Source organism: Mediterranea sp. An20 (genome assembly GCF_002160055.1).
GTDB classification, from domain to species: Bacteria; Bacteroidota; Bacteroidia; order Bacteroidales; family Bacteroidaceae; genus Bacteroides; species Bacteroides avicola.
On record NZ_NFJV01000034.1, the window covers coordinates 9,790 to 35,924 of the forward strand.

The following is a 26,135-nucleotide window of genomic DNA, read 5'->3' on the forward strand; positions in this document are numbered from 1 at the left end:
GTTGTAAACCAGTATGACAGCAAAACAGTAAATCAGCATATCATTGGAACTATGTTGTTTCTTATCTGTATGGAATGGCTTTCTTGATTATCCGTTTCTGTTCATCATCATTTTTACAAACCATTGGTTCGATGTGCTTGCAAACAAGCGAGGATGTATTTGCCTAAAATTGCATTTCCATATTGGTCTAAGGCGGATTTTGGCTGTAATTGGCACATATAGACATCGGATTGACGCTATTGCCTGTATATCAAAAGAAAGGAAACACGGTTTTCATCTTCCTGCATCCTCAAACTGAGGTTCAGAGTTATATACTTCCGTTCTTCTTTTGGGCAGCATAGGCATTGGGAAACGATGCTTTGAGAACCGTAATAACAGCACAATTTCCAATCTGTTTACTGGCGGATTGTTGCTTTCACGAGAAAGCAGCAAGGTGTCCTTCGGGTAACCCGAAGGCTTTTCGGTTACTGCCGAAAAGTGGCAGCAGCAAGGTATGTTTTGAGTAACTCAAAACCTTTCGGGTTACTCCCCGAAAGCCTTGCAGCTTGGTTGCTCCTCCGAAGTCGGGCAACCTGTTTCTGACCTGCGGTAATCGTGCCTTATTCCTTGTACTTGATGCCGTATTGTTTCATCTTGCCGTATAGTGTAGTGCGCCCGATACCGAGCAGTTCAGCAGCCAGCGAACGGTTGCCGTCCGCCTGCTTCAGCGCACGGATTATCTGTTTCTTTTCCATTTCCACGTTCTTCAAGGACAAGGATGCTTCTCCCGACAACAGAGGTTCTTCAAAATTCAGTCTGTCAGCCGTTATCGTATCCCCGTCGGTGAACAGCACCGCCGAGCGTACCGTACCTTTCAGTTCTCTCACATTGCCGCTCCACGGATGGACGAGCATACGCTTTCTTGCTTCTGCATCAAAGCCTTTCACCTGTTTGCCGAACTCCTTGTTTGCAAGTTCACGGAAGAAGTCTGCGAGCGGCATAATGTCCTCACGACACTCACGCAATGGAGGTATGTTCAACGTGTATTCCTTAATCCGATGGAACAAGTCCTGACGGAAACGCTTTTCGGCTACTGCTGACTGCATATCCTCGTTGGTAGCGGCAATGATGCGCACGTCAGCTGCCATGTCTTTGTTGCTCCCTACGGGTCTGTACCGTTTGCTTTCCAATGCCCGGAGCATCATCTGTTGTACTTCGGGCGGCAGGTTGCCGATTTCGTCAAGGAACAGCGTGCCGCCGTCAGCTTCCTCCCAATAGCCTTTCCGATTATTTTCCGCGCCCGTGAACGCTCCTTTCTCATGCCCGAACAAGGCGGATGCGGCAAGCTCCTTTGACAACAGACCGCAGTCCACAGCCACGAAAGGCTTACCCAACCGTTTGCTCCTCGTATGTATCTTCTCGGCGATGTGTTCCTTTCCCGTTCCGCTTTCGCCCAATATCAATACGCTCATGTTGGTTGGGGCGACCAGCCTTATCTTGCGGTCTATATCCCGGAAAGCCGCGCTCTGCCGCTCATGGATGGGCGTATCGTGCCGCTCCAGCCTTTTACGCAAGGTTTTCAGGAGCGGGAAGAGGTTGGCTTCAATCAGTTTTTTCGGGATGTAGTCTTCCGCGCCCTGCTTCATCGACCGGACGGCGGTGGGCACTTCATCATAGTCGGTCATGACGATGTAGGGATTGTTCCTGCCCTGTTTCCGCAGTTCTTCCAGCAGACTGATGCCGTCACCGTCGGGCAGGCGCAAGTCGGCAAGCACGATGTCGTCCTCTTGCATCTTGGGAAACAGCTTCCGTGCGTTGTTACAGGTGGAGGTGACCACACAATTGTAGCCTTTGCTTTCCAACAGACGGCACACAAAGTCGGAATAGATGATGTTGTCCTCAATTACGATTACCCGTCCCATCGTTCCGCCTCCTTCCTTGCCGTTTCCATGATGATAGCTCCTTGCTCCAACACTCCGTTTACAGTGGATTGCACATCTTCTTCCGATATGTCATCTTTATGGATTGCCTCATACAGCGTCACCAACGGTTGTTCCGCCTTTATCAGCATCCACGAGCTTCTCAGGTGATGCACCCAATTATCCAACGCTTCCATGTCCTTTGCTTCTGCCGCTTTGCGCACTTCGTCCATGTCGGATTGTGTTGTGGCTACCAACTTTTCCAACGTGCGCCGCTTGTCTCCGAAGGCGAGCAGGGGTGACAGGTCTATGCAGTTTGGTTTGTTCCGTTTGATGCAGCTTTCCGTCACCGCCAGCAGTTCGTCTATGGAATAGGGCTTGTACAGCACGGCGGCAAAGCCTTTGCCTGTCAGTTCTTCTTTCTCCACATAGCCTGCGGCGGTGGCGGCCACTACGGGGATGGTCTGCGAATTGCCTATTTCCGATGTACGCAACAGTTCAAGCACCTCGTAGCCGTTCACCTCCGGCATCTTCAGGTCGGTTATCAACAGGTCATAATCTTTTGTGCGCATCAGGTCTGTCAGTTCTCCTACTGTCTGGCAAGTGTCGCACTCCACACCGTTTTGTCTGTACATCTCTTTCATCATGTCCAGCAACATCCCGTTGTTGTCTATCGCCAGTACGGAGCAGCCGGACAGCGTGGAATGTCCGGCGTTTGTCTTTTCGGCAGCCGCCATTTCTTCCGCCTTTGCCAACGGCAGGCTGACGGTGAAGCGGCTTCCCTTGCCCGGCTCGCTTTCTACCGTGATATTTCCTTTCAACAGCTTTACCGTGTCGGCTACGATGGCAAGCCCCAGCCCGAAGCCGTCCTCCGTCACGGCGTTGCCCAACCGCTCAAACGGGGTGAATATCCGCGCTTGTTGTTCTCCGGTCATGCCCGTGCCGGTGTCTGCCACCGTCAAGGTAAATATGCCATTCTTGTAGCCGGTACTTAATGTGACTGTACCGCTTCGGGTGAACTTGATGGCGTTGGAGAGCAGGTTGCCGCCAATGCTGATAATCCGGTTTCTGTCGCCGCTTACAATCTCGTCCGTTTCACTTCCTGTCTTGAAGTTGAGTCCTTTATTCTTCGCCAATGTTGCAAACTCCGTTTCCAATGTTTCCGCAATGGAGCGCAATTTGAAAGGCTTGACGCTTGGTGTTTCCTTGCCGCTGTCCAACCGGAAATACACCAAGAGGTTGTTTATCATCCCCGCCATGCGCCCGGCGGCATCCCCGATGGTCTGTGCGTGGCGCATACGGTTGTCTGCCTCCGTGTCGTTCAGCAGCAGTTCGGCGTTGCCGCCGATGACGGTCAGGGGAGTACGCAGTTCGTGGGTGACGTTCTGGATAAGGTTGCGCCGAAGCCTGATTAGTTTTTCATTCGCATCATTGCTCTTCTGCAATTCGCCGATGAGCTTCTCGCGCTGTTTCCTTTCGCGGTCATTGCGTTTCAGTTCCCTATGGATGGTGAGATAGGACAAGAACAGCAGGACGATGGCGGCAGATATGGTGATGGTGAACAACCGCACGGACAATGCCTGTGCTTCGGCTATCTTCCGCTCCTTCTGCACGAAAGCCTCCTGCGCCTGCCCGTCAAGTTCGGTTATCAGCCGGTTCAGCTCGGCGTTCAGCCTCCTGCCCAACGTGCGCAAACTGTCAGCATACGCATTCATTTCCGCCGTCCGTTCCTGCTGCATGGCTATCAGGCTGTCGCTGAACTGGTGCAGTTCCTTGGCGGACGGGAGTATCTGTACGGTCTTCTTACCGCCGAAAACCCCGGCAATGCCTTTCTTTTTCTGCGTCACGGTACGGATGCGCGTGGCACGTTTCGCCACTTCAGGCAGATGGTTCACCAAAAGGCTGTCTGCCTTGTCCTGACGGGCGAAAGTTTCCATAAGGTGCAGCAGGTGGGCTTCTTTTTCCGACAAGATAGTGCGCAAGGTGTCTATCTGTGCTGGGCGCACATATGCCGTGCAATGGGGCTTCAGGTCTTGCAACAGGCTGTCCGTTAGTAACCGCTCCTTTTGATAATTTCGATAATCCGCTTCTTCCAAACCAATAACATTTTCACCTAATATGGCAAGTTTGGTAAAATGGTGGTGGACTATATTTATGTTTTGGCGTATTTCACGGATTTCAGAAGTTCTCACCTCTATATCTCGTATCCGTTGTCGCTCATGTAGTAAAATGGCGGCCATACAGCCAATGACCGCCAATAAGATAATGTAGCCTCCAATAATCCTGTGAAGTAAGGGCTGATTCATTAAACCGTCTTTTACTTCAAAGTAATTAGCTCATACTTCTGACTGCCCAGCCCCAACTGTTCGGCATATTCCAAGTTGTGCATCCCATGCTTGGAGTCTATACGTTCAATGAGGTGTATCTTTCCGTGGTCAGTAGAGTTGCGCACGGCATCAATGCAGGCACGGTCAAGGGCAACAGGGTCAAGCGAAGCGAAGATGCCTAAGTCACTCATTTGAGGGTCAGCAGGCGTAGCCACGCAGTCACAATCCACCGAAAGGTTGTTTGCCACATTGATGTACAATACGCGGTTGCCGATATGGTCGATGATGGCTTTGGAGGCTTCGGCCATAGATTCTTGGAAAATTGTATCAGCGGGAACCATATTCCATACTTCCGTCACGTCACGGGTTTTCCCGCCGGAATGAATGTATGCCTTGCCTTCCGGCGAAGCAATACCGATAGAGATGTTCTTCAACGCACCTCCGAATCCGGCCATCGGATGACCCTTGAAATGCGACAAAACCACCATGAAATCATAGTTTAGGAAGTCCTTCCCTACGATGTCCACCTTCAAGTGCTTGCCGCCGTTCACGGGAAGTTCCACCTGCCCCTCGGCATCCATGATGTCCACATCAGCAATGGCGGTGAAGCCATGCTCTTTGGCCACTTCCATGTGATCGGCAACGTTGGTGCGCTTGCCACCGTAAGCAGTGTTTCCCTCGACAATCGTGCCTTTTACTGTCTGTACCAAATCCTTAATCAAAGCCGGTTGCAGGTAATTGGGATTGCCGGCTTCCCCGGTGGACAGCTTGACTGCCACGTGTTCGCCTTCGGCTTTCCTGCCGAGTGCTTCATAGATTTTCATCAGGCTCTCCGGAGAGATTTCCTTGATAAAATACACTTTCGGGAGCGTCGCTTCTGTTGTTACTTCTTTGTCCATCTGGGATTTTTTCTGCGCATTGCCGCACGAGGTTCCTGCCAATAGCATCACAGAGGCCAGCATGACTGTAAAGATTTTCTTTTTCATACCGTTGAATGAATTTAGATGATTAAAATTTGATATTGATTCCCGCCATTACCGTAGCACGTGGCATCGGGTATCCGGCATTGATTTCGTATTTCTGCGCAAGCAGGTTCTCACCTCTCGCCCAAATGTCCAGCCAGCGTGCTGCCCGGAAAGAGGCGCGCAGGTTCCACAGCACAAAACTTTCTGTTACGGCAGGGTCGGTAGAGGTGTACAGCCCCGCGATGTATTGAACACCCGTGGATAGGTTCCACCTCCCCTGCATAAAGTTCGCTCCGGCATACAGTTTGTGTTCAGGGGCAGCCACTACGGGATTCTCCATGTGCAGGAAACTGTAATTACCGTTCACAGACCATGCCTGATTGATGCGGTAAGCCGTCTGCACCTCCACGCCCGTATTGTCTATCTTTCCGGAGTTCAGATTGATTCGACCGCTTCCATTTGGATTGGGAAGCGTCATGATGAGGTTTTTGCCGTCAATGTAGAACAGGTTTACACCATACGACAAACGCCCGTCCATTAGTTTCTGGCTGAAAGCAATTTCATAGTTCCACATGGATTCAGGTTTCAAGTTGGGATTCTGTGGAGGAAACATATACATTTCCCGAAGAATGGGATAACGGAACCCTTTTGAAGTGGATACCTTGAATTCGGCATCATGCGGCAGATGGAAAGCCAGCCCTGCCTGCGGCACCCACTCCGTACCTACACGGGAATGGTGGTCGATGCGAAGTCCGGCATTAAAGGTAAGCCACGAGCCAATATCTTGCCGGAAATCCACATAACCTGCCACTTCGTTTTCATGCTTATTTACGATGTCCTCGCGCGTACCGGCATTTTCACCTTTCACATATTCAGTCCATGCTTCACCTCCATATCGGAACCAGTCAAAACCAAAGGTAGTACGGTTTCCTTTGAACAATTGTACGCTCTGGTACAGAGAGATACCCATCATATCGTCAAACGAATTGAACCGCCCGTCTTGTGGCAATTCTCCTGCACTGGGCGTGTAACCGTCGTTTATCCAGTGGTCACCCCAATTATAGAAGAAGCTCAACGCTCCCGATGTCAGCCCGTAATCATTGGCCACGCCCAATGAAGCCATACCACGGGTGATACGCTGGTCACCTTCCAATAGCGGAGCAGAAACAGGACCGGGATATGTGGCATTGAAGTGGGTTACATTCACATCGGCATAGGCGTTCCAATAGGTTGAAACCTCATAGCCCAGTTTGGCATAACCACCATATTGTTCAAATTCCATGTTGTCGCGGTGTCCGTCCGTACGGTTATAGGAACCGCTGATGACACTTGAAAACCGTCCCTTACGGATGCGGTTGGTTAGTTCCGTCTCCAGCGTGTTGTATGAACCGTAACCTGCGTGCAGGTCGGTGCGTATGCCGTCCTCCTGCATCTTGCGTGTGACGATGTTTATCACGCCGCCCATTGCATTGGATCCGTAAAGTACCGAAGCGGGGCCTCTAAGTACTTCCACTCTGTCGGCAAGCAACGTCTGGTAGGCATCGGAAATGGGATGGCCGAAGATACCTGCATACTGCGGATGCCCGTCGATTAGCACCATCATTCGGGCGTTTCCTCCGCTCAGTCCGCGCAAGGATATGCCTCCTGCCGCACCGTTAGACACTCCGTAGCCCATCACGCTACGCGAGGTGGTGAACAGTCCTGGTACCTGCTCAGTGAGTACAGGCAGGAGTGACGGTTGCAGGCTGCGCTCTATGGTGGTGCGGTTCACTACCGATACAGTTTGTGACAAATGACGGATATCTGTTTCATTCCGGGTTCCGGTTACGACTACTTCTTCAAGAGTATGATTCCGATTCGTCATTAGTGTGTCGTGCGGTGTGTCCTGAGCCCAGACGGTGGTTGCCGCTGCCCATAGCAGCAGGCAAACCATCGGGATTACAATCCTTGCCATCACTTATTTGAATGAACGTTCGTAAATGCCAAGATAATCTTCATCGCTCAACGGAAGCGGGTCGGCGGTGATGTCGCCGCCCAGCACCTCATGGATGCGTCTCGGCCATTTCTTGATTTCCTCACGGGTGATGCCGTAGTCGCTCATCTTCAAATCCGTGCAGCCTACCGATGCTATCAGGTCATCCAACGCGCGGATGAAGTCCTCGCCACTCTGTGGACGCTCTATGCCCATCGCACATGCCATCTTGATCATCGGCTCCTCGGCTGCCTTGCGGTCGGCGAAGAAGCTGAAGTATTCGTGGCTGAGCATAATCAGTCCCGCACCGTGCTCCAAATTGCTGTAGTAAGAACCCATGACATGCTCCATCGTGTGTTGTGAAGTACAGAGCATGTAAAATCCTGCCAGTGAGTTGGCAAGTGCCATGTTCGCACGGGCTTCCTTGTCAGCACCGTTCTTATAAGCTACGGGCAGGTTCTTGGCAATCAGTTCAATGGCTTTCAAAGCGAACATCTCGCCCATCGGGTGCTCGTTCCTGTTGATGACGCTCTCGGCAGCATGGAAAAAGGCATCCATACCCTGATAGGCTGTCAACCGGGGCGGGACGCTCATCATCAGGTCGGAATCCACTACTGAGAGAACGGGAAACATTGACACATCGAACACACCCGTCTTTTCCTCCAGTTCATCATTGGAAATGACCGAGAACATATCGACCTCCGACCCTGTTCCGGCACTGGTAGTAATGGCTATCAACGGTGCACTGGGATTTACAAAGGGCTTGTGTCCCCCTTTTGCTGAGAATGCGTAGTCCCACAGGTCGCCATCGTTTACCATCATCAAGGCGATGCACTTGCCTGCGTCCATCACCGAGCCGCCACCGAGTGCCACCACGAAGTCACAGTCCTGTTCACGTGCCAATCGCGAAGCGTCCATCACATTCTCCCGTGTGGGATTGGGACGCACACCGTCGAAAAGTACATGTTCCACGCCGGCCTGTTCCAGTTCTTTCTCCACAGCTGCAAGATAGCCGTATTTTTTCGTACTCTGTCCGTTGGAAGTCACGATAAGGGCCTTCTTGCCGGGCATCTGTTCCAGATGCAAATTCTTCAACTGTCCTGCTCCGAAAAGGACTTTGGTTGGCAAAAAAAATTGGAATTGTTGCATAATGATTGATATTTGAAAGTCTGTTTTATAAATTATTGATCATCAGATTGTTTTTGATGCGTTTCCCGTGAGGGTTTGACGAGGTGCCCGTCGGGGTTTAACGAGGCCCTCGTGAGGGTTTAACGGGAATCCCGTGGGGGACACAGGTGAAATTCATTGCTTATTTGTCTGAATTTATTACTACTTCGTTTTTGATATAGCGTATCACCCTCGCCGGATTGCCCATAGCCACGGCATTGTCGGGAATGTCCTTTGTCACCACGCTTCCGGCACCGATGATGACATTGCGCCCGATAGTCACGCCCATCAGCACCACCGCATTGCCGCCTATCCATACGTTGTCGCCAATGGTTATCGGTTTGGCGATGCCCAGACGCTGTTCCCTGCCAGCCGCTTCCATGGGATGCGCCACAGCATACAGTCCGACACCCGGTCCGAGCCACACGTTGTTGCCGATGCGGACGGGAGCCATGTCGAGGATGGTCACGTTGTAGTTGGTCAGGAAGTTGTCACCCACGTGGATATTGATGCCCAAGTCGCAAAAGAAGCCCGGCTTGATGCTGAGGTTACGCCCGGCAGAACCGAAGAGTTGGCGCAGCACTTTGTCGCGTGTATCGCTGCCGGTAATGGGCAGGGCGTTGAACTGTTGGCAAAGCATGGCTGCATGATAATGTATGTCTGTTATTTCAGGGTCGTCCATACGATAACATTCGCCGTTTCTGAGTTTTTCTATCTCTTTCATTATTCCTGTGATTTTGATTGAACTGCTTTATCCCATGTCACTGTATTTGCTTGTGGAAGCTCCACTTTTTCACGTTGCAGGAGTTCCACTACCTTTTCACCCATGCAAAGGCAGCAACCCGTGCATCGGGTGAACTGGTATTGCCCCACAATGTCGCCGCATTTCACCGTGCCGTAAGTATTCTTGAAATGTTTGAACAGTTCCCCTGCCAAGGCTATACCTTTATCGTTGTCGTCCGCAGTATATAGCCCCAAAGTCATGATACCTGCGGTAAGTGCCCCACACGTACCGTCCTCATAAGTTTTTCCGATACCACCACGGAATCCGGCGGACAAGGCTTTTAGCTGCTTCTCCGTCAGCTCGCTGCCCAAGGCACGGCACAGACCGAGGAAAGTAGCCTGCGAACAGGAGTATCCTTCTTCGCGCAACTTCGTGATGGCTTCATTCGCTTTCTTTACCAATTCGTTATTCATATTCGTTTCTGTTTCCATATTGTTGTTCAAAGATGCTTGAGACCGTTCTTCCGCCTGTGCAGGAAGACAAAAGGCGGCAGCCAACAGGCCTACAAGCTGTACGGTTGTTTCCTTGTTCATGCCGTTTTCATTTATCGGTTTTGTTTAGATTTCCATTCGTTGTATTTGCGGAATCGGGGCGAACCCGCTATATAAGAAAGTTGTTTCACATCAATGTCCAACTCTTTCAGCAACTCGTAAGCGCGTGGAGCCACCATCCCCATGCCACAATTGAGTATGACCGGACGGTCTGTTGGGATTTCCTTGTAACGCTCTGCCAGCTTGGAGCGTGGGATATGCACATTGCCCGTAAACTGGGTGTAGCCATCATACCACTCCGGTTCGCGTACATCAATAATGTAGATGTCGGGCGTTGCCTTCATATATGCTAAAGCCTCGTCGGGAGAAAGTCCGCCCAAGAATTTCTCGGATGATTTCTTTTCTTGCGTCATAATAGTTTCGTTTGATGGTTTGATAGTTTCCGAACAGCTTGCCATCGCTCCGCTTATGGAAGCAACGCAAGTTAGGCAAATAGCTGCTACCAGCCGCCGTACAGTTCCTTTCAATGGATAAATTGTTTTCATTCGCATATCGTTTTATTGATTTTACGTTGCAAAGTTACAGTCGGACGGGAAGTGCGTGTTTTTCCCAAACGTCTTTTGCCGCTTTGCTGAAACGTCATTCTTCTTTTTGCCGCCACGCCCTTTCCCTGCCCAATAGCTCGACTACCTTCCTGCCGATGCACAGGCAGCAGTCCGTGCAGGCCGAAAAGCCGTTCCGGTAAACGATGTTGCCGCAAATGACCGTTCCGTAGTGGCGTTTGAAATGCTCGAACAGTTCTTTAGATAAAGCCACCGCCTTGGCATTGTCTTCCGGCAGGAACATACCCAACGCCATGACACCCGCCGCAAATGCCCCACACGAACCTTCATTATAGGAACATCCCATTCCTCCGCGAAAGCCTGCGGACAGGGCCATCAGCTCCTCGTCCGTGCGGTCGCAGCCCAAAGTCCGGCAGATGCCAATGAAGGTAGCCTGCGAGCAAGGAATGTCCTTTTGCCGCAAATGGCAGATGACGGTTGAGATATATTCCGTGCCGTACATATCAGAAAAGTTTATCTTGTGATGTGATGGAGCGAACCACACGGCAAGGATTCCCGACCGCAATCACTCCCTCCGGTATGTCCTTGGTGACCACGCTTCCGGCTCCGATAACCGAACCGTCGCCAATGTTTACTCCGGGCATCACGACCACATCGCCGCCCAGCCAGACACGGCTGCCGATGCGGATAGGTGCATCCATGCAGAAGCCTTGCGTCCGTTCCTCCGGGTCAAAGGCATGATTTACGGTATAAAGGCTGCAATTCAGTCCGATGAGCGTATGGTGTCCGATGCGAATGGCCGTATTATCCATCAGCGTGCAGTTGAAATTGATGGTTACATAGTCTTCAAGAAAGATGTTCTCACCATACTGGCAACGGAAACCGGGTACGATAAGGATACCTTCTCCGCACTTGCCGAGAAGTTCTTCCAATATCCGGCGGCGAAGTTCCTGTTCGTCCTCACCCGTCCGGTTATACTGCATACAAAGGCTGCCAGCCCTTTGAAATTTCTTCATCATCGTCTGGTCGAAGATGTAAGGCTCTGAATAGTTATTCCGTTTCATTTCCTATTTATATATAAAAAACATCACCAAACCCTGTGTGGATTCGGTGATGCAAAGTTAGCGGGTACGGCTACAACGCTGTTTTTCCCAAACGTCTTATCTGCTTTATTGAAACGTCTTTTTATCCAATAACAAGCGGTGAAGGCTGTTTATCCGGTAACGGTACACCTCCCGCAGATTGCGGACGGATGATTTCCAATCCGCAAATGTATCGAAACGTGCCGGGTCTTGACCTTTCCACAGCTGTTCATCGGCAAGGGCGGACGGCTCAATCTGTTTCTGCCAGTTGTCTAGTTCATCAAGCAGGGAAAGGAATTTCGGTTCCAATGCTTCCCAACGCTCTTTCAGGCGGTTGGCAAATGTGGGTTCTTCGAGCAACCGGTCGTACCACAAGGCATTCTTGTTGAAAATGCTGTCGCCGGTCAGCGTGACCACATCCGGGCGGTTCAGTCGGGAAGGACGAATATCTCCTCCGCCATCCAGCCCGACGGTGATAAAAGCCAAATCAAAATCCCATACAGGTCCTGCTTTCAACAGTCCGTCTTCCGCTTTGTACATATAACAGCTCCGCGGTCCGTTCGGCTCGGCATTTTGGGTCAGTTCGTGGACAATCCACCAGTCGATAAACACATCCATGTCAATAAAGTCCTTGTAAAGTGCATCCTTGTCGTCTGATGCTCCATACAGGGTTTCTTCAATCCGGTTCAGATAGCCGCCAATCTCTTTCATCCGTTCATCTGTCGGTTCTTTGGGATAGATTACGTTTACCGGAAGATGCCGGTATGAGGTCTCAATGCGATATTTGTCACTGGGATAATTGTCTATTTCTATCAGGAATGAATTTTTGTCGTTTTTGTTTACCCAACGCTCTTTGACATGGATTGACTCGCACAGCAGATAACAGCCTTGCAGTTTCCCGTTGATGACCACATCTACCGGCCTACTGTCTGGAGTCCATTCCAAGGATGTCTGCTTGGATATGGCGAACGCCAGACTGTTCCGCAGCAGACTGTGGTCCATGAAATTTGCCAACAGAATCCACTCTTTTCCCTCAGCCATCCCTAAAAGGGGAGCTTTGTCTTCCAGCTTGAGGACAAAGGGTTTCTTTGGTTTGTTGAACGTTGAGTGTCCGCGTGCCTTGATGGAAACGGCTTTTGATTGATAGGAGATACCGCCGTTCGGCATGACTATCTGCATGGCAGTATTTTCTTTCCAATAATCGCGTGATGCGATTGCCGAACTGTCTGCCGTCGTAATGTATATGACAGGGAGGTTGCCTGCATACGAAACTGAAAGGCTGGCAAGCATGGCCAACATTATGATATAAACAAACTTTCTCATAATTGAGTAGGATTATGCGTCAGGCAAACTGCAAGAAAACTTTGAAGGCAGTATGCCGAACTCTTTCTTGAATGCCGTGGAGAAATGCGACAAATTCTTAAACCCCACTTCCAGATACACATCGGCAGGTTTCTTACCCAACTTCTCCATCAGGCACTTGGCTTCTTCCAACCTGCGCTTCACAATCCATCGGCTGGGAGTCAAATCGAATATCTGCGCAAAGTCTTTCTTGAAGGTGGAAAGGCTGCGTCCGGTGTAATGGGCAAATTCCTCGACAGTCAGGTCACATTTATAGTTCTTGTTCATAAACTCTTCCAAGTTGATTTTCCAAGGTTCGGTGAAGTCGAACAACACTTGTCCCAAATCCGGTCGCAACTGGAGTAGCGTAAAAACGGCTTCCTGCAACTTGGCTTCCATCAGTTCCTTGGACGGATATTGTTGCGCATCGAAATACTGTTCCAACGAAGTGAACAATCCATTCAGGAACGGGTGTTTTTTCAACATGACATAAGTGGATTTCGCTGTTACAGGATTGCTTACCAATGGTACTGTAATCTGATGTTCGTTTAACATTTTCTTCAGAAAAGGCATTTTCAGTTGCAAGAACAGCCCTTTGAATGGCTCACCATTCTTTGATGGCTGTTTAATTTTACGAACCAAATGGTTACGCTTGACAAAAAAAGCATCACCTTTTTTCAGGTGATATTTCTTGTCGGGAGCAATCAAGTCCAGTTCGCCTGAACAGAGGTAAACCAACATGTGCTCCGAAACCATTTCTTCGCACCATTTATCTTTTTCCACCATGCAGCAGAAAAAGGTGTCCATGTAATCGTAAACTACTATACCCGGGTCCATTATTCTAATCATTAGAGGTTTATTGTATGCAAAGTTAGGCTTTTTCTCCGCTATTCTAGTTTTCCCAAAGGTTTTAATTGGTTTTCTCAAACGTCAAAATGCTTTCTATTTCAAAGGGTACTTATAATTATAATGATTTAAGATTAAACAAACTTATTGGAACAGACCAACGGGATAATGTGCTTCCCACACTTCCTAAAGCATGGGGAGCAAGCCGTTTCGGTACGTCCGAAACACTAACTTGCTCCCATAAAGACTTTGCCTCCAATGGATACTCCTGTTTCTTTAAGTCAATCGTATGCCATAAAAATAAGGTCATACTTCATTCTACATCAAGCTCAGATTTATTAGCAGGCTTATTTGAGCCTGATGAACGCCACAGGCTACCACACCGACGCCAAATGCTGCCACGCAGGTGCGAAGCGGTTGGATTATGCCGGACTTCGCTTTCCTTTGCATCACAGACGCATGGAACAGCCGTCACGGGGGCGGCGGATAACGCCACTTCCTGCCACAAGCTGCCACGATTGTGCCAACCCATCGTTTGATGCGCAAAGCACATTTATTTTGCACCCAAAATCGAGTATCAACATTAAAAACAGTATTGACAATGGAAGTATTGATTTTTCAGAAAGAGGCGTTTGAAGAAATGGCGGCGAAGTTCAGCCGCTTCTCAGACCGTGTGAACGAACTCCTTGCCAAGCAAGGCGGCAAGTCATTAAACCGCTGGATGGACAACCAAGAGGTCTGCCAACAGTTGAACATCAGTCCACGCACCTTGCAGACCCTGCGTGACAACGACACACTGGCTTATTCGCAGATAAACCACAAGGTGTTTTACCGACCGGAGGATGTGCTGCGTATTGTCAAACCTGTGGAGAACAGACGGGCAGGTAAAGGCTCTTGATTTTTTATTTGACCGCTAAATCCGCAATGACATGAGTGAAATGATTACCAAGAACCATGCGCTTGTCGCCGAGTTCGGAGGCAGCCTTGACCGTCTTCTGGACGGAATCGAGAACTTCATGGCAAACAGCCGTCCGACATTGGGCGGCGAGCGTTTCCTGACGGACAGGGAGGTGTCGGCACGGCTGAAAGTGAGCCGCCGCACCTTGCAGGATTACCGTAACAATGGTCAGGTGTCCTATTATCAGCTTGGCGGTAAAATTCTGTACAAGGAATCGGACATCGAAAGGATGCTTGCCGCCAACTACCGGGAGGCGTTCAGATAGACTGACGGAGAAATCCCCAGTAAAACGGTGTTACCCTCAAACGGCGTAAGAGGTAGCCTTACATGCCGTTTGAGGGTATCTCATACGCCGTCTGAAGTCTGCTCAATTTCTCGCTCTCTTTCCACGTGACGGGGAGAGCGAAAAGAAAAGGTTGACGGGCTGTCTGTTGTTCATGGTCAGCCTGCCCATGATGAACCGCCTAAAAGCCATGCTTTCCCGACTTCTCAACTTAAAAGAAACAGCTATCAACATTTCAAGACTGTAAACATCATAGCTAATTCTGTCATCCTGCCTGACGTGCCGCATCGTTTCCTCTTCCGACAATTCCTTGTTCTTGTAAATGGCAGCAATAGCCTTACGAATATAGCAGCCGAACACATTGAACGCATCGGACATTTCCTGCTGTGTCATCCAGACGGGAGCGGTCGGCATCGTGACCACCCCGTTTTCTGTGATTGTGATTATTCCCCGTTCCATTGTCATACCTCATATTATTTATTATCAATGTTTGTTTCTTTTGGCAGCTCTTGTCTTTTGTACCATTTGCCCGTTCCGTACATCATTCTGACCGCCATCAGGTTGTCCATGTCCTTTGAAATCTTCTTGTCAGTCACCTCCGCGTACCGCTGGGTGGTCTTTATGCCTGAGTGCCCCATCATCTTGGCGATGCTCTCGATGGGTATTCCCTCTGAAATTAAGAAAGTTCCAAACGAGTGTCTGCTTTGATGGTAGGACAAGTTTTCTTTCCGTCCTATCGCCACGCCCAGCTCGTGTATCTCGAACCACATCTCATCACGGCTCGGAAGCGGAAAGACGGGCTTCGTGTCGTCGGTCGTGTTGTAGAGGTCGAGTATCTGCTCCGCTATCGGATGCAGAGGGATGAACGCCTCTACGTTGGTCTTTTTGCGGTTGATGCGGATGTAACGCCTGCCGTCCGCCGTCGTGCCGATATGGTGCGGATGGAGTTGCATGATGTCCACATACGCCAAACCCGTGAACGTCGAAAACAGGAACGCCCTGCGCCCAAGTTCCTGCAACGGGTCGAGCATGGGCGTTTCAAGGATGGCTTTCAGTTCCGCACGGCTGATGTGCCTGTGCTTCGGCGCAGGCTTCTTCTCGTATTCCATGTCCTCCAACGGGTTGGCACGGAGTATCTCGTAGTCCACGGCGAGGTACACCAGCTTGCTCAGCCAGCACAGGCACTTGTTGATTTGCTGTGCGCTGAAATTCTTGTTGCGCTTCATGAAAGCCTTGTAGGAACTGCCGAACTCCTCCGTAATGTCGCTGAACTCGATGTCCTCCTTGCCCAACGATGTGAGATAGTCTTTCAGGTATTTCTGGTAATATCCCGAATGGCGGTAGGTGGACGTGGAGTTTATTTCCTTTGAACGGGCAAGTAGCCGTTCACGCTCCCTTTCGCCCATCTGCAACAGCTTGGTGGGGATGACGGCTTTCCTTGCCAACGTGTTCTTCAGTATCTCTGCGCTCACCACGTTCTGTTTCTTTAACGAATCCTCATAAGCAAGTTCAACGGACTTCTTGAACTCCTGCAAGCGGTTGTTCTCGCGGACGGTGCGGATGGTTCCCTTGCTGCTGTTCCAGTCCTCCGGTCTGCAATAGATGCCCGTCGCCATCGTGGAACTCTTGCCGTCTATTGTGATGCGGCAGAGGACGGCGGTCGTGCCGTCAGCCTTCACCTTGTTACGGTTAATGTACGGTAATATGGAAAATGTACTGCGCATGGTTGTAATATTTTTATAAGTTAGAGAATAAGTTTCAAGTCTTTGGTCGCCTCAATGTATTTGTCCATGTCCTCAAAGAGTTTTTTCGGGGTGACACGGGCATAAACTTGGGTCGTGGTTATATCGGAGTGACCGAGCATCCGGCTGATGGTTTCAATCGGCACTCCTGCTTCCAGCGTAATCAACGAGGCGAAGGAGTGACGTGCCTGATGGTAGCATAAGGTGCTGCTCACCCCTGCGAGGACAGCAAGCGATTTCATGTGCTGCCGAAGATTGGGATGCCGCACCATAGGGAATAGTGTCGGACGGCTGTCGTCATGGTACTTCTCAATAAGGGCGAGAGCCTCCGGCAACAACTTCACGCTCGCCCGAAGCTCGTTCTTCTTGCGGCGGTATTTCAGCCAAAGGTTTCCATCGTCATCCGTGTACAGATTGTCCCTTGTTACGCTCACCGCATCCGCATAGGCGGTTCCCGTATAACAGGCAAACAGAAAGAGGTCACGCACAAGGATGTGCGTGGTACGCCACGCGGGTATTTCCACGTCACGTATCTTCTCAAAGTCCTCACGGCTTAATGCTCTCGGTGTCTTTTCGCTTTGTTTCGGCAGGGTAAAATTGGCAAAGAAACATCTTTCCGCATATCCCTCCTTGTAAGCTATGCGGCATATCTTTTTCAAGATGGCAAGGTAGTGGCGCACCGTATCCACGGCATATCCTTTCACGTCCATCACGAAATTCTGGTAGTCGTGAATGAACTGTTCGGAAAGCTGCCCGAAAGCGATATCCTTCGTCTTGAACTGCCACTCGATGAACTCGCCCAATGTCCTTCTCATGTAGTAATAGGCGGGATAGGTTCCTTTGGCACGGTCGATGCCGATACGTGCCTTCAAGTCCTCGCAGATGCGGTCAGTCATCCTAAGCAGGGTCATCTGCGTGTCCATGCTCCCCTGGAACAAGTCCTTGACCGCCGTAGCGTCAAAGTCCTGCCCGCGCTCTACCAGCGTGTCAAACGCAGAATTGACCGCAAGCAGCAGTTTGTCTATTTTCGCGTTGATTTCCACCGCCTCGCGGCTCTTGCCGTCCAGACGGCTTTCCCTCGCGTTCCACAACTCCGGCTTGCACGACAGCTTGCATCCGAACTGCGCCATCGTGTGGTTCACCGTTATCCTTCCCATTATCGGAGCTTTGCCCGACTTGTCCGTTCCGCTCTTTTTCAGGTAGAGCAACACCTTGAATTTTTCCACTTTCATACGCTTACTGTTTTTGTTGCAAAATTAACTTATGAGTAAGCGTCCATTGATTTGCAGAACGGTGAGTATCGGCGCAATCGGCACGGGCTTGCAACAATTTCATTTTCCGTGCGTTACCTGTCCTTGCTTCGGTAACTGACGGCTAACGGCTTGGTAACTGAAATGGCTCAATATTTCGCACTCCATTGCATTTCCGACATTTGGCAGAATAGTGGAAAACCGCTCATTTCAAACAGGTTACGTTTTATCGTTGCTTGTTTGCTGTCGGCTGCTTTGTGGGTTCTGTTCCATCAGGCCCGGCATACCTACGCAACCCTGCAACTCGCCGCAGGCACCGACCTCTACACCATATCAAAAATGCTTACGCACAGCAACGTGGCGACCACGCAGGTTTATGCCGATGTGGTGAGCGACCTGAAGCGCAAGGCTTCCGAACAGATTACACTCAAATAAACACTATGGCTTATGGATAAGATAACATTTGAACAACTGCCGCAGGCTGTCTCCCTCCTGATTGAAAAGGTGGGGCAGCTTGCGGACAAGGTGGACGAGGCATTGGGCAAGGCAACACAGCAGAAAGGCAGGCGGTTGCTTGCCTTGGATGATGTCGCCGCCTTGCTCGGCAAGTCCGTTTCGACCATTTACGCAATGACCTCCGAGAAACGCATACCATACCACAAGAGGGGCAACAAGCTCTACTTCTTCGAGGATGAAATAATCGGCTGGATTGAGCAGGGAGGGACATCGGGAACAGGCAACGGGGAAGAGTTCAACAGACGGCTTGAAGCCTTGCGTGGCGGCAAGAAGCACAAGCCAAGTTCATTACAGACAAAGCAGGCATTATGAGGAAAGAGGACTTGATACCCGTCATTGCAAGGCATGACCCGATATTGGCTGATGCGGTCAGCCGGATGGTTGACTATATCCAAGACCGGTGGGCGGCACCGTACCCATCAAAAGAACAGACGGAAGCGGTGAACGCCTACCTCCGTTCCATCCATGCGGACGGCGGCGGTACGATGAGCGAAACCGACATTACCCACCGCAGGATTGCCACGCAGAAGATAACAATCAACGCCATCCGTGTGCTTGACCATGACCAGCTCGACCGTTTGCAGGACGTGCTGAACCACATAGCGGCGGACAGGGAGTATTACATGCCCGAACGGCGGCAAGGAATGGGCAGGTAGCTGACCGGTGTAACACCTAAATATCATAGACTATGTGCAAAAACAAACAGAGCATACATTACTGCACCATCCTTTCGGACGAGCAGTGGAATTTTATTTTGGAAGGCAGATTTTCCGCCCAAAGGCAGAAATGCCTGCACAGGCTGATGACCCACGCCGTGCGGACAAAGACCGTTTGTAACATCAAGGGCATAGGAATAGCCTTGGAGGTGGGAGAAGTCGCAGCTTCCGATGTGGAACTTGCGGAATATTTGGGTTGCAACCGAAAGACGGTCGGCAAACTCATAGACAGTTTTAACAGGCTCGGTGTGCTGACCACCCGAACCAACAACCGCACTTCCATACACACCCTGTATTTCCTTACAGGCTGGTATGTCGGTGGTGTCCTCCTGACCAATCCCCATTATGTCAAGCCATCGGCTAATGTCAAAGAACTGGCGGACGGAAAGCGGACACCTCTTTCTAATGATACGGCTTCGGATAGCAAGCCGTGTACCGTGCAGGACGGTTGCCAAAGTCAAGGGCAGGAAACGGACACCACGGAAAGCGGTGCAGCACCTCTTTCTTCTTCCCTTTGTTCCTCCGTGGCTTGCGACCATCGGGCTGGCATACAAAACAACGAGGGTGAAACAAACCATTTCCTTACCATAGAGAACAGCAACCTGCCGTTAGCTGAAAGTTCCGATGAGAGCCGCACAGAAGCGCATGGCGGCATGATTGGCGGTGTGGATGATACCGACACAGGCACGGAAAAATGACAGGCGCAACGGGCGGATTTCAGCGGTACTCCGTTGTCGTGGCGTTGGCTGACTGGGCTTGCCCAGATATAGCCCACTATAACTTCTCCGCTGCGCTCCGAAGTTGTGGGCTCTCCCGAGGGGCTGGGCGTTGCCCCGTCCCACTTATGGCTCTGCCCTAAGAACCCGGCAAGGACTTTCAGCCCTGTGCAACCCGACCAAAGAGTGATCCTCTCTTTGGAAACTCCGCTCAGTGGCTTCCACCCCTAAGAACCCGGAGCAGGAAGTGACCCTCTCCCTGCACCCTCCGATTAAGGCGTAGCCCTAATAACCCATCGTTAAACTCACAAACAGACAAGCATTATGGCACAGAAGACATCCATCAACATCAAGCCGTGCAACATCGGCAGCAGCGAGGCGCACAACAGGCGGACAGCTGAATACCTCGCCAACATCCGCAAGGAGAAGTTCTATATCCGTACCGACCTCATGGCAGGAAACGAGACATGGGTCGCACCTGATTTCAGTGAAGCCACGCTCACCGACCGATACAATCAGATAGCCGCAATGGTCAAGGAAAAGACAGGCCGGGCGATGCAGACCAAAGACCGGGAACGGGTAAACAAAAAGACAGGAAAGGTGACCGTTGTCCGCGGCAGCACTCCGCTCAAGGAGGGCGTTGTCGTCATCAAGGAGGACACCACGATGGAACAGTTGCGGAATTTCTGCGAGGTGTGTAAAGAGCGTTGGGGTGTTACAGCCCTGCAGGTGTTCATCCACAGGGACGAGGGGCACTACGGAATACCCGGCGACAATGCCACATGGAAACCCAACCTACACGCACACATCGTATGGGATTGGATGAACCACGAAACGGGCAAGTCCTGCAAGCTGGACGAGAAAGCCATGAGCGAGATGCAGACCATTTTGGCTGAGTGCTTGGATATGGAAAGGGGCATCTCAAAGGAGGTGACGGAAAAGGAACATTTGGAGCGCACGGATTTCATCCTTGCCAAGCAGAAGCAGGAAGCAGAGCAGGCCGAAGCCAAGAAGAGAGCCGCCCTCGCTGCAAAGGATAAAGCCGAAACAGAACGGCAGTTCATCGAGGGAGAGAACAAGGCGAAAGAGAAATACCGCCAGTCCCTTGACAAAGACATTGTCGAAAAGGAAAAGCAGCTCAAAAACGAGCGCAAGGCGAAAATGGACAGCATACTTGACAGCTTCGGCAGCCTTGTCGGGGTCGGCAAATCAGCGGCTATGGAAAAGGAAATCGCCCGGCTGAAAGCCGAGGACGAGCGCATCAGAAAAGCCTTTCCCGATGCCGTCAAAAGCAAAGTGGCGGAACTGACACAGGCATTGGTCACAGAGAAGCAAAAAGTCGAAGCTGAGCGTGACAGGGCTTTGGTGCAGAGCCGCTCGCTTGCCATTGAAAGGGACAAGGCGGTACGGCAGTTTCAGGAGCAAAAGGACGGAGAGAGACAGCGCATCGACTTTGCCGTAAGCCGTGCCACGGCGGAGAAAGACAAGACCATCCGCCTGTTGCAGGATGCGCTGAAAGCGAGCCGGGATATTCTTAATTTGCTTGCCGGCATTCTGTACAAGGCGAGCGAAGTGTTCAGACGGGCAGTCGATGCGGTAATCCGTTTCGGCACGGAGCAGCACAAATCTTTCTTTGCTCCGTCCGAAGCTGCCGACATCAAAAGTGTAATGCAGGAATACGGGGAAACAACCGAACAGGAGAATGCGATCGGAGCATGGCTCTGTGGTTATGCGGAGAGCCGACAGCCTTTTGACGAAATTAAACATCGCCATACACTCAAAGAGGTTGGCGATGTGGCGAAGGGGAAGTATGATTGGAAAATAGAACGAAAACAATTAAGACTGTGAGTACGACAAGTCTTATTATGTGGTTTCTTTGCTGGAAGCTGTGTCTTGTCGTTTAAAGAAATAGGGCAAAATGGAAATGGCAACCCTTTCCCATTTTGCCCAAACTGTTATTTTGCGCCTTAGCTGTGGGAAAAGAAAGTATGTGCCACAGCGTAAGCATTACGATGGATAATGCTTTTGATTTCTGTCTGAAGACGGTTTATCTATAAGACTTCCGGTATATTTCCACACAGTCCTCGTGCGACATTTCCACCGGGTCTGCCATGAAGAGTCCGGCGGTCGTTTCACGGGCGTTCTTGGCAAACTGTTCAAACTCATCGGGACGTATGCCATAGTCTGACATCTTCAGTCCGTCCACCCCACAGGCACGCTGCAAATCGACGAGCGCCTTCACGAAGTCCATCGGCTCGCTGGCGTCCTCCTTACCAAGCATCTTCGCCATGTCAATGAACCGTTCGCCACGGACGCTTCGATTGATGAAATAAGTGTAATATTCGCGCGAAATCATAATAAGTCCGGCGCCATGCGGCAGAGCCGGATGATAGGCGCTCATGGCGTGTTCCATGGCGTGCTCGCTGGTGCATGAGCCCGTCATCATGGCATATCCAGATATCGTGTTGGCAAAAGCCACGTGTTCACGGGCTTCCATGTCGTGCCCGTCTTTTACGGCACGGGCAAGATATTTGCCTACATTCTCAATGGTTGCACGGGCCACCATGTCGCACATCAGGTTGATTCCACGGCTGATGTAGCACTCCGTGGCTTGCAGCAATGTGTCAAAGCCCTGGTAAGCCGTGAATGCAGGCGGGACGGTAGCCATCAGTTCCGGGTCGACGATGGACAACGTCGGGAAGAGAACAGGATACACAATACCCATTTTCTCGTTTGTGTCGGGATTGTTGACTACGCCGCCGCAATCCACTTCCGAACCCGTGCCGGCTGTCGTGGTAATAGCAACAATGGGCAGAGGATGGTTCTCAATAGGTTTCCCTTTGCCCGTACCGCCCTGCACATAGTCCCACAGGTCGCCGTCATTGGTTGCCATGAGCGCGATAGCCTTTGACGCATCCATCACGCTGCCTCCGCCCAACGCTACCACGAAATCACACTGTGCCTCACGTGCCGTTGCCGCACCCTCCATGATTACGGGTTTCAGCGGATTAGCGCCGATTTTGTCGAACACCACATAGTCCGCACCTGCCGATTTCAACTGGTTTTCCGTGCGCTCCAGATAACCGTTGGCCCGCATGGACTTACCGTTTGAGATGACCAGCAGTGCTTTCTTTCCGGGCAACTGTTGCTTGCCCAATTCATTCAATGCCCCTTGTCCGAAGTACCACAAGGTAGGCATAAAAACCTTAAAACTCATACAAAATCCTTTCTTTATTTTAATATTAACTTATCCGTTGGCGACATTATTGTCAGCTGTACGTCGATGGTTACACTTTCAAATGGCGTCCTTCCAGCTTTCAAGACATGGTCTTTTACCTTTTAATAGACGGTCTTTTGCAGTGTAAAATGCCGTCTTTTGCAAACCTGTCGGGAGCAAGTGAAAACCGTAAGTTTAAGCCGTCTGAATGTAACAAACCGGAAGTATCTGCGGCGACTGACACAAATAATCACGCCAAAGATTTATTACTGTTTTATTTTTCAAACTTCTCCTTGTCCAAATACTTGACCACTTTGGCAGGATTTCCTACCACCACGGCGTAAGGCGGCACGTCCTTTGTTACGACGCTGGCTGCACCTACGATGGCATATTCGCCCACCGTCACGCCCGGCAATATTGTACTCCCTGCCCCAATCCATGCGCCGCGGCAGATATGAATGGGCTTGCAGAGCAGCAGTGGACGGTCGTAAGGGTCGTGATTGTTGGTGATGAGCTGTGCGTTAGCGGCTATCATGGCATCATCGTCGATAGTGATGCCTCCGGCGGACATCATCAGGCAGTTGCTCATTACCATTACGCCTTTACCTATCTTCACGGGGCGCGCAAGCACGAGTGTAAGCGGTGCCGTCACCATGCTGCCTTCGCCGATGTTGTCCTGAAACAGTTCGTGAAGCACGGCATTGTACTCGTCGGTGCCGGGCATCGTATGGTTCAATTTAAATACCAGGCGGGCGGTGCGCTGACCGTCGTCATCGCGTTCCTTATCGGGAATTCTGAGGTCAATTACTTTTTCTTCCATTTTCTTTACGTTTACTTATATATAATTTCTTTTTTCCATTGCTGGTGCAAAGGTACGCCAAACACATAAATTCATACTTATACGGATTACTGAAAGGAATAGATGTTTTACAGAAATGCTTCTTTTACCGCATAATATTCAATTATTCGGCAATAATAATCAATATTTTCAGTATCTTTGCGCTCGTTGAAAGGAAAGAATCATGAGTGATATTTTAGACTTGAGAACGATAGATGATTACAACCAGTTTCATGGACTTGAAACGCAACATCCGCTGGTAAGTTTAGCCGATTTCTCAAAAATGGAGAAGTGTCCCCATCGCCGGATGCGTTTAGGCTTTTATGCCATTCTGCTGAAAGACGAAATATACGGGCCGCTGACTTATGGACGCAACAAGTATGACTATGAGGCAGGCACGCTGGTCTTTATTGCGCCCGGTCAGGTGATAGGAATTGACGACGGCGGATATACGCCGCACCCACAGGGCTACGGACTTTTTTTCCATCCCGATTTGATACGGGGTACTTCGCTTTCCCACAAGATGAAGAACTACACGTTCTTCTCCTATGAAGTGAACGAGGCGCTGCACATGTCAGAACGAGAACGGCAGACCGTCTTCAACTGTTTCGGTGAGATAGAAGAGGAACTCAGGCACGGCATAGACAAGCACAGCAGGAACATCATCGTTTCCAACATTGAGGTGCTGCTTAACAACTGCCTCCGTTTCTACGACCGCCAGTTCGCCACCCGTTCCGTCCTTAACAGCGATGTGCTGACCCGCTTCCATACGCTGCTGAACAGTTATTTCAATTCCGGCAAACCTGAGGAGTTGGGGTTGCCTTCGGTGGCATGGTGTGCCGACCAACTTCATTTCTCCGCCAACTATTTTGGTGACATGGTAAAGAAGCAGACGGGGAAATCCGCCATTGAATGCATCCATCAAGCGGTCATTGACAAAGTAAAAGACCTCCTTCTTGAAACAGACAAGACAATCAGTGAAATAGCCTACGAAACAGGCTTCAAATATCCACAACACTTAACCAGGCTGTTTAAGAGTACAGCCGGTTGCGCTCCGAAAGAATATCGGGAACAGGCAGGAACTCTATAAACAAAATCTTTCTCAGTAACGCTTGACCGTAAATCATGGTCAGGCGTTTTTTCAATAATAATTCTTCTTCGTGTTTGGCTGGCTAACTCAAACATTAACAAATTCAATTCATCAGCCATACTACCTTTGTCTGCTATTACTTATAATTGCGGTATTTAAGACTTGAACAACACCACAGACTTCCATATCGGGGCGAGATGTTTCCTTGCTTGCATAAAATGATTGACTTTTGCCAATCAAGACTCTACTTTGAATGTCAAGGCAAGCAGACATTCGCGAAATGCCGGGGAGTATAGCAAAGTTCTCACAAAGAACTGATGATATACTTGATTTATAGTTTATTTGTACCATTTTTGGCCCACTATCCATATAACATATTGATATTCTTCTGCCTTTTATAATTCCCAGACAAGTCATTTTTCGTTTTTCCACAGTTCCGAACAGCCTATTCTAAAATATAAAAATACTTGTCGAGTGTTAAGAGTTAGTTAAATATTCATTCCGTGCATATTTACTTTCCCTATTATTCAATTCACTTAAAAGCACTCATTTCATTTATGTACCATTAGAAAAAATTTCTGTACCTATATTTCCGTATCTTTCTGATAATCAGAAATAACAATCCTATCATATGTATTCCACATGAACTCTGTGGTGCGGCAACTGCACGAACAGGGAACGGATGTGGTGATGGTCGATACGGGCAACTCCTACGAGGGTCTTTGCGAATATCTGGGCGGCAAGTACATCAGCTATACGGAGGAGAAGCCCATCACCATGAACCCCTTCAACATCACGCAAGCGGAACTGAACATCGAGAAGATAGACTTCCTGAAAAACCTTATTCTGCTGATATGGAAAGGGTCGGACACGAAGATTACGGAACTGGAGTTCCGCATCGTGGAACAGATGGTGACGGACTATTACGATGCCTACTTCCACGGTTTTGACGGCTATGACCCCGTGCAGCAGGAAACCCTGCGCAAGACCCTGATAGCCGCCGAGAAGCGGAAAGGCACTTGGGGCGCGGAAGACCTGCCGGCCCTGGAACAGAAAGTGGATGACAAAATCCGTATGCTGGAAGAACGCCGGAAAGCGTTGAAGGTGGCTTCGCTGTCCTTCAACACCTTCTATGAATACTCCTGCGAGCGGCTGGAGCTCATCTGTCTGGAAAACAACATCACGGAGATAGACTACGACAAATACACCTATATGATACAGCCGTTCTACAAGGGCGGCAACTATGACAAGATCCTGAACGAGAACGTGGACACCACCCTGTTCTCGGAGACCTTCATCGTCTTCGAAGTGGACGCAATCAAGGAAAACAAGAAGCTGTTCCCCATCGTGACGCTCATCATCATGGACGTGTT

The 26,135-nt window shown here is 50.1% G+C and carries 24 protein-coding genes and 2 pseudogenes; 9 read left to right on the forward strand and 17 right to left on the reverse strand.

The features are described from left to right. Positions 1-599 precede the first annotated feature (599 nt). The 12 genes from B5F34_RS15050 to B5F34_RS15105 form a co-directional block, all read right to left on the reverse strand. Complete coding sequence (locus tag B5F34_RS15050; RefSeq protein ID WP_087340597.1) at positions 600-1,901, reverse strand: sigma-54 dependent transcriptional regulator; 1,302 nt, start codon at positions 1,899-1,901, stop codon at positions 600-602. Beyond that, a complete protein-coding gene (locus tag B5F34_RS15055; RefSeq protein ID WP_087340599.1) occupies positions 1,889-4,204 on the reverse strand; it encodes a hybrid sensor histidine kinase/response regulator in 2,316 nt (771 codons plus the stop codon). Before B5F34_RS15055 ends, B5F34_RS15050 begins: the two co-directional genes overlap by 13 nt. Before the next feature lie 11 nt (positions 4,205-4,215). Beyond that, entirely contained in the window at positions 4,216-5,211 is a 996-nt protein-coding gene (locus tag B5F34_RS15060) for a DUF362 domain-containing protein (protein ID WP_087340601.1), read from the reverse strand. A gap of 22 nt (positions 5,212-5,233) precedes the next feature. Continuing rightward, the gene (locus B5F34_RS15065) at positions 5,234-7,144 is read right to left on the reverse strand and encodes a TonB-dependent receptor (protein WP_204245623.1); all 1,911 of its coding nucleotides are present in this window, start codon (positions 7,142-7,144) and stop codon (positions 5,234-5,236) included. A gap of 3 nt (positions 7,145-7,147) precedes the next feature. Further along, positions 7,148-8,311 (reverse strand): iron-containing alcohol dehydrogenase, encoded by a 1,164-nt coding sequence (locus B5F34_RS15070; protein ID WP_087340605.1) that lies wholly within the window; start codon positions 8,309-8,311, stop codon positions 7,148-7,150. A gap of 160 nt (positions 8,312-8,471) precedes the next feature. Continuing rightward, positions 8,472-9,053: a sugar O-acetyltransferase gene (locus B5F34_RS15075; protein ID WP_162609352.1), complete on the reverse strand. Its 582-nt coding sequence runs from the start codon at positions 9,051-9,053 to the stop codon at positions 8,472-8,474. Further along, on the reverse strand, positions 9,053-9,646 hold the full coding sequence (locus B5F34_RS15080) for a C-GCAxxG-C-C family protein (RefSeq protein WP_087340609.1): 594 nt from the start codon (positions 9,644-9,646) through the stop codon (positions 9,053-9,055). The genes B5F34_RS15075 and B5F34_RS15080 overlap by 1 nt, the downstream gene beginning before the upstream one ends. Before the next feature lie 11 nt (positions 9,647-9,657). After that, on the reverse strand, positions 9,658-10,149 hold the full coding sequence (locus B5F34_RS15085; protein ID WP_239449001.1) for a rhodanese-like domain-containing protein: 492 nt from the start codon (positions 10,147-10,149) through the stop codon (positions 9,658-9,660). Between the two features lie 94 nt (positions 10,150-10,243). Beyond that, positions 10,244-10,669 (reverse strand): C-GCAxxG-C-C family protein, encoded by a 426-nt coding sequence (locus B5F34_RS15090; RefSeq protein WP_087340612.1) that lies wholly within the window; start codon positions 10,667-10,669, stop codon positions 10,244-10,246. A 1-nt stretch (position 10,670) separates the two neighbouring features. Next, positions 10,671-11,231: a sugar O-acetyltransferase gene (locus tag B5F34_RS15095; protein WP_087340614.1), complete on the reverse strand. Its 561-nt coding sequence runs from the start codon at positions 11,229-11,231 to the stop codon at positions 10,671-10,673. 105 nt (positions 11,232-11,336) lie between these two features. Next, positions 11,337-12,572 (reverse strand): CotH kinase family protein, encoded by a 1,236-nt coding sequence (locus tag B5F34_RS15100; RefSeq protein ID WP_087340616.1) that lies wholly within the window; start codon positions 12,570-12,572, stop codon positions 11,337-11,339. Positions 12,573-12,584: 12 nt separating this feature from the next. Continuing rightward, positions 12,585-13,427, reverse strand: a complete 843-nt coding sequence (locus tag B5F34_RS15105; RefSeq protein WP_087340618.1) for an AraC family transcriptional regulator — start codon at positions 13,425-13,427, stop codon at positions 12,585-12,587. Positions 13,428-14,037: 610 nt separating this feature from the next. Between B5F34_RS15105 and B5F34_RS15110 the strand changes: the two genes are divergently transcribed. After that, entirely contained in the window at positions 14,038-14,334 is a 297-nt protein-coding gene (locus B5F34_RS15110) for a helix-turn-helix domain-containing protein (protein ID WP_087340620.1), read from the forward strand. Positions 14,335-14,365: 31 nt separating this feature from the next. Then, positions 14,366-14,659 carry a helix-turn-helix domain-containing protein gene (locus tag B5F34_RS15115; protein ID WP_087340621.1) on the forward strand — a complete coding sequence of 98 codons (294 nt, stop codon included), beginning with the start codon at positions 14,366-14,368 and terminating at the stop codon, positions 14,657-14,659. 102 nt (positions 14,660-14,761) lie between these two features. On the opposite strand, the gene B5F34_RS15120 is transcribed toward B5F34_RS15115, so the two are convergent. Genes B5F34_RS15120 through B5F34_RS15130 form a run of 3 tightly spaced genes read right to left on the reverse strand, consistent with a single transcriptional unit; the run spans position 14,762 to position 17,651 of the window. Then, positions 14,762-15,136, reverse strand: a complete 375-nt coding sequence (locus tag B5F34_RS15120; protein ID WP_087340643.1) for a transporter — start codon at positions 15,134-15,136, stop codon at positions 14,762-14,764. Positions 15,137-15,150: 14 nt separating this feature from the next. Beyond that, positions 15,151-16,401, reverse strand: coding sequence for a site-specific integrase (locus tag B5F34_RS15125; protein ID WP_087340623.1), 1,251 nt, complete (start codon positions 16,399-16,401; stop codon positions 15,151-15,153). A 20-nt stretch (positions 16,402-16,421) separates the two neighbouring features. Continuing rightward, a complete protein-coding gene (locus B5F34_RS15130) occupies positions 16,422-17,651 on the reverse strand; it encodes a site-specific integrase (protein ID WP_087340625.1) in 1,230 nt (409 codons plus the stop codon). 297 nt (positions 17,652-17,948) lie between these two features. Between B5F34_RS15130 and B5F34_RS15135 the strand changes: the two are divergent. The 5 genes and pseudogenes from B5F34_RS15135 to B5F34_RS15155 all read left to right on the forward strand — a co-directional run. Beyond that, a pseudogene (locus B5F34_RS15135) lies at positions 17,949-18,104 on the forward strand (tyrosine-type recombinase/integrase); the annotation flags it as partial. Between the two features lie 12 nt (positions 18,105-18,116). Beyond that, positions 18,117-18,497 (forward strand): helix-turn-helix domain-containing protein, encoded by a 381-nt coding sequence (locus B5F34_RS15140; protein WP_087340627.1) that lies wholly within the window; start codon positions 18,117-18,119, stop codon positions 18,495-18,497. Next, positions 18,494-18,841, forward strand: coding sequence for a hypothetical protein (locus B5F34_RS15145; protein ID WP_087340629.1), 348 nt, complete (start codon positions 18,494-18,496; stop codon positions 18,839-18,841). Before B5F34_RS15140 ends, B5F34_RS15145 begins: the two co-directional genes overlap by 4 nt. Before the next feature lie 32 nt (positions 18,842-18,873). Then, complete coding sequence (locus tag B5F34_RS15150) at positions 18,874-19,599, forward strand: hypothetical protein (RefSeq protein WP_087340632.1); 726 nt, start codon at positions 18,874-18,876, stop codon at positions 19,597-19,599. A gap of 342 nt (positions 19,600-19,941) precedes the next feature. After that, positions 19,942-21,465, forward strand: coding sequence for a mobilization protein (locus B5F34_RS15155; protein ID WP_087340634.1), 1,524 nt, complete (start codon positions 19,942-19,944; stop codon positions 21,463-21,465). Between the two features lie 199 nt (positions 21,466-21,664). Here the strand turns inward: B5F34_RS15155 and B5F34_RS15160 are convergent, their stop codons facing one another. Both B5F34_RS15160 and B5F34_RS15165 read right to left on the reverse strand, forming a co-directional pair. Beyond that, positions 21,665-22,834: an iron-containing alcohol dehydrogenase gene (locus tag B5F34_RS15160; protein WP_087340636.1), complete on the reverse strand. Its 1,170-nt coding sequence runs from the start codon at positions 22,832-22,834 to the stop codon at positions 21,665-21,667. Positions 22,835-23,108: 274 nt separating this feature from the next. Further along, a complete protein-coding gene (locus tag B5F34_RS15165; RefSeq protein ID WP_087340638.1) occupies positions 23,109-23,654 on the reverse strand; it encodes a DapH/DapD/GlmU-related protein in 546 nt (181 codons plus the stop codon). 202 nt (positions 23,655-23,856) lie between these two features. Here B5F34_RS15165 and B5F34_RS15170 point away from each other — a divergent pair, with 202 nt between their 5' ends. Together B5F34_RS15170 and B5F34_RS15175 are read left to right on the forward strand one after the other, a co-directional pair. Next, positions 23,857-24,762, forward strand: a complete 906-nt coding sequence (locus B5F34_RS15170; RefSeq protein WP_087340639.1) for a helix-turn-helix domain-containing protein — start codon at positions 23,857-23,859, stop codon at positions 24,760-24,762. A 636-nt stretch (positions 24,763-25,398) separates the two neighbouring features. Next, positions 25,399-26,135 (forward strand): annotated as a pseudogene (locus tag B5F34_RS15175) (conjugal transfer protein TraG); the annotation flags it as partial.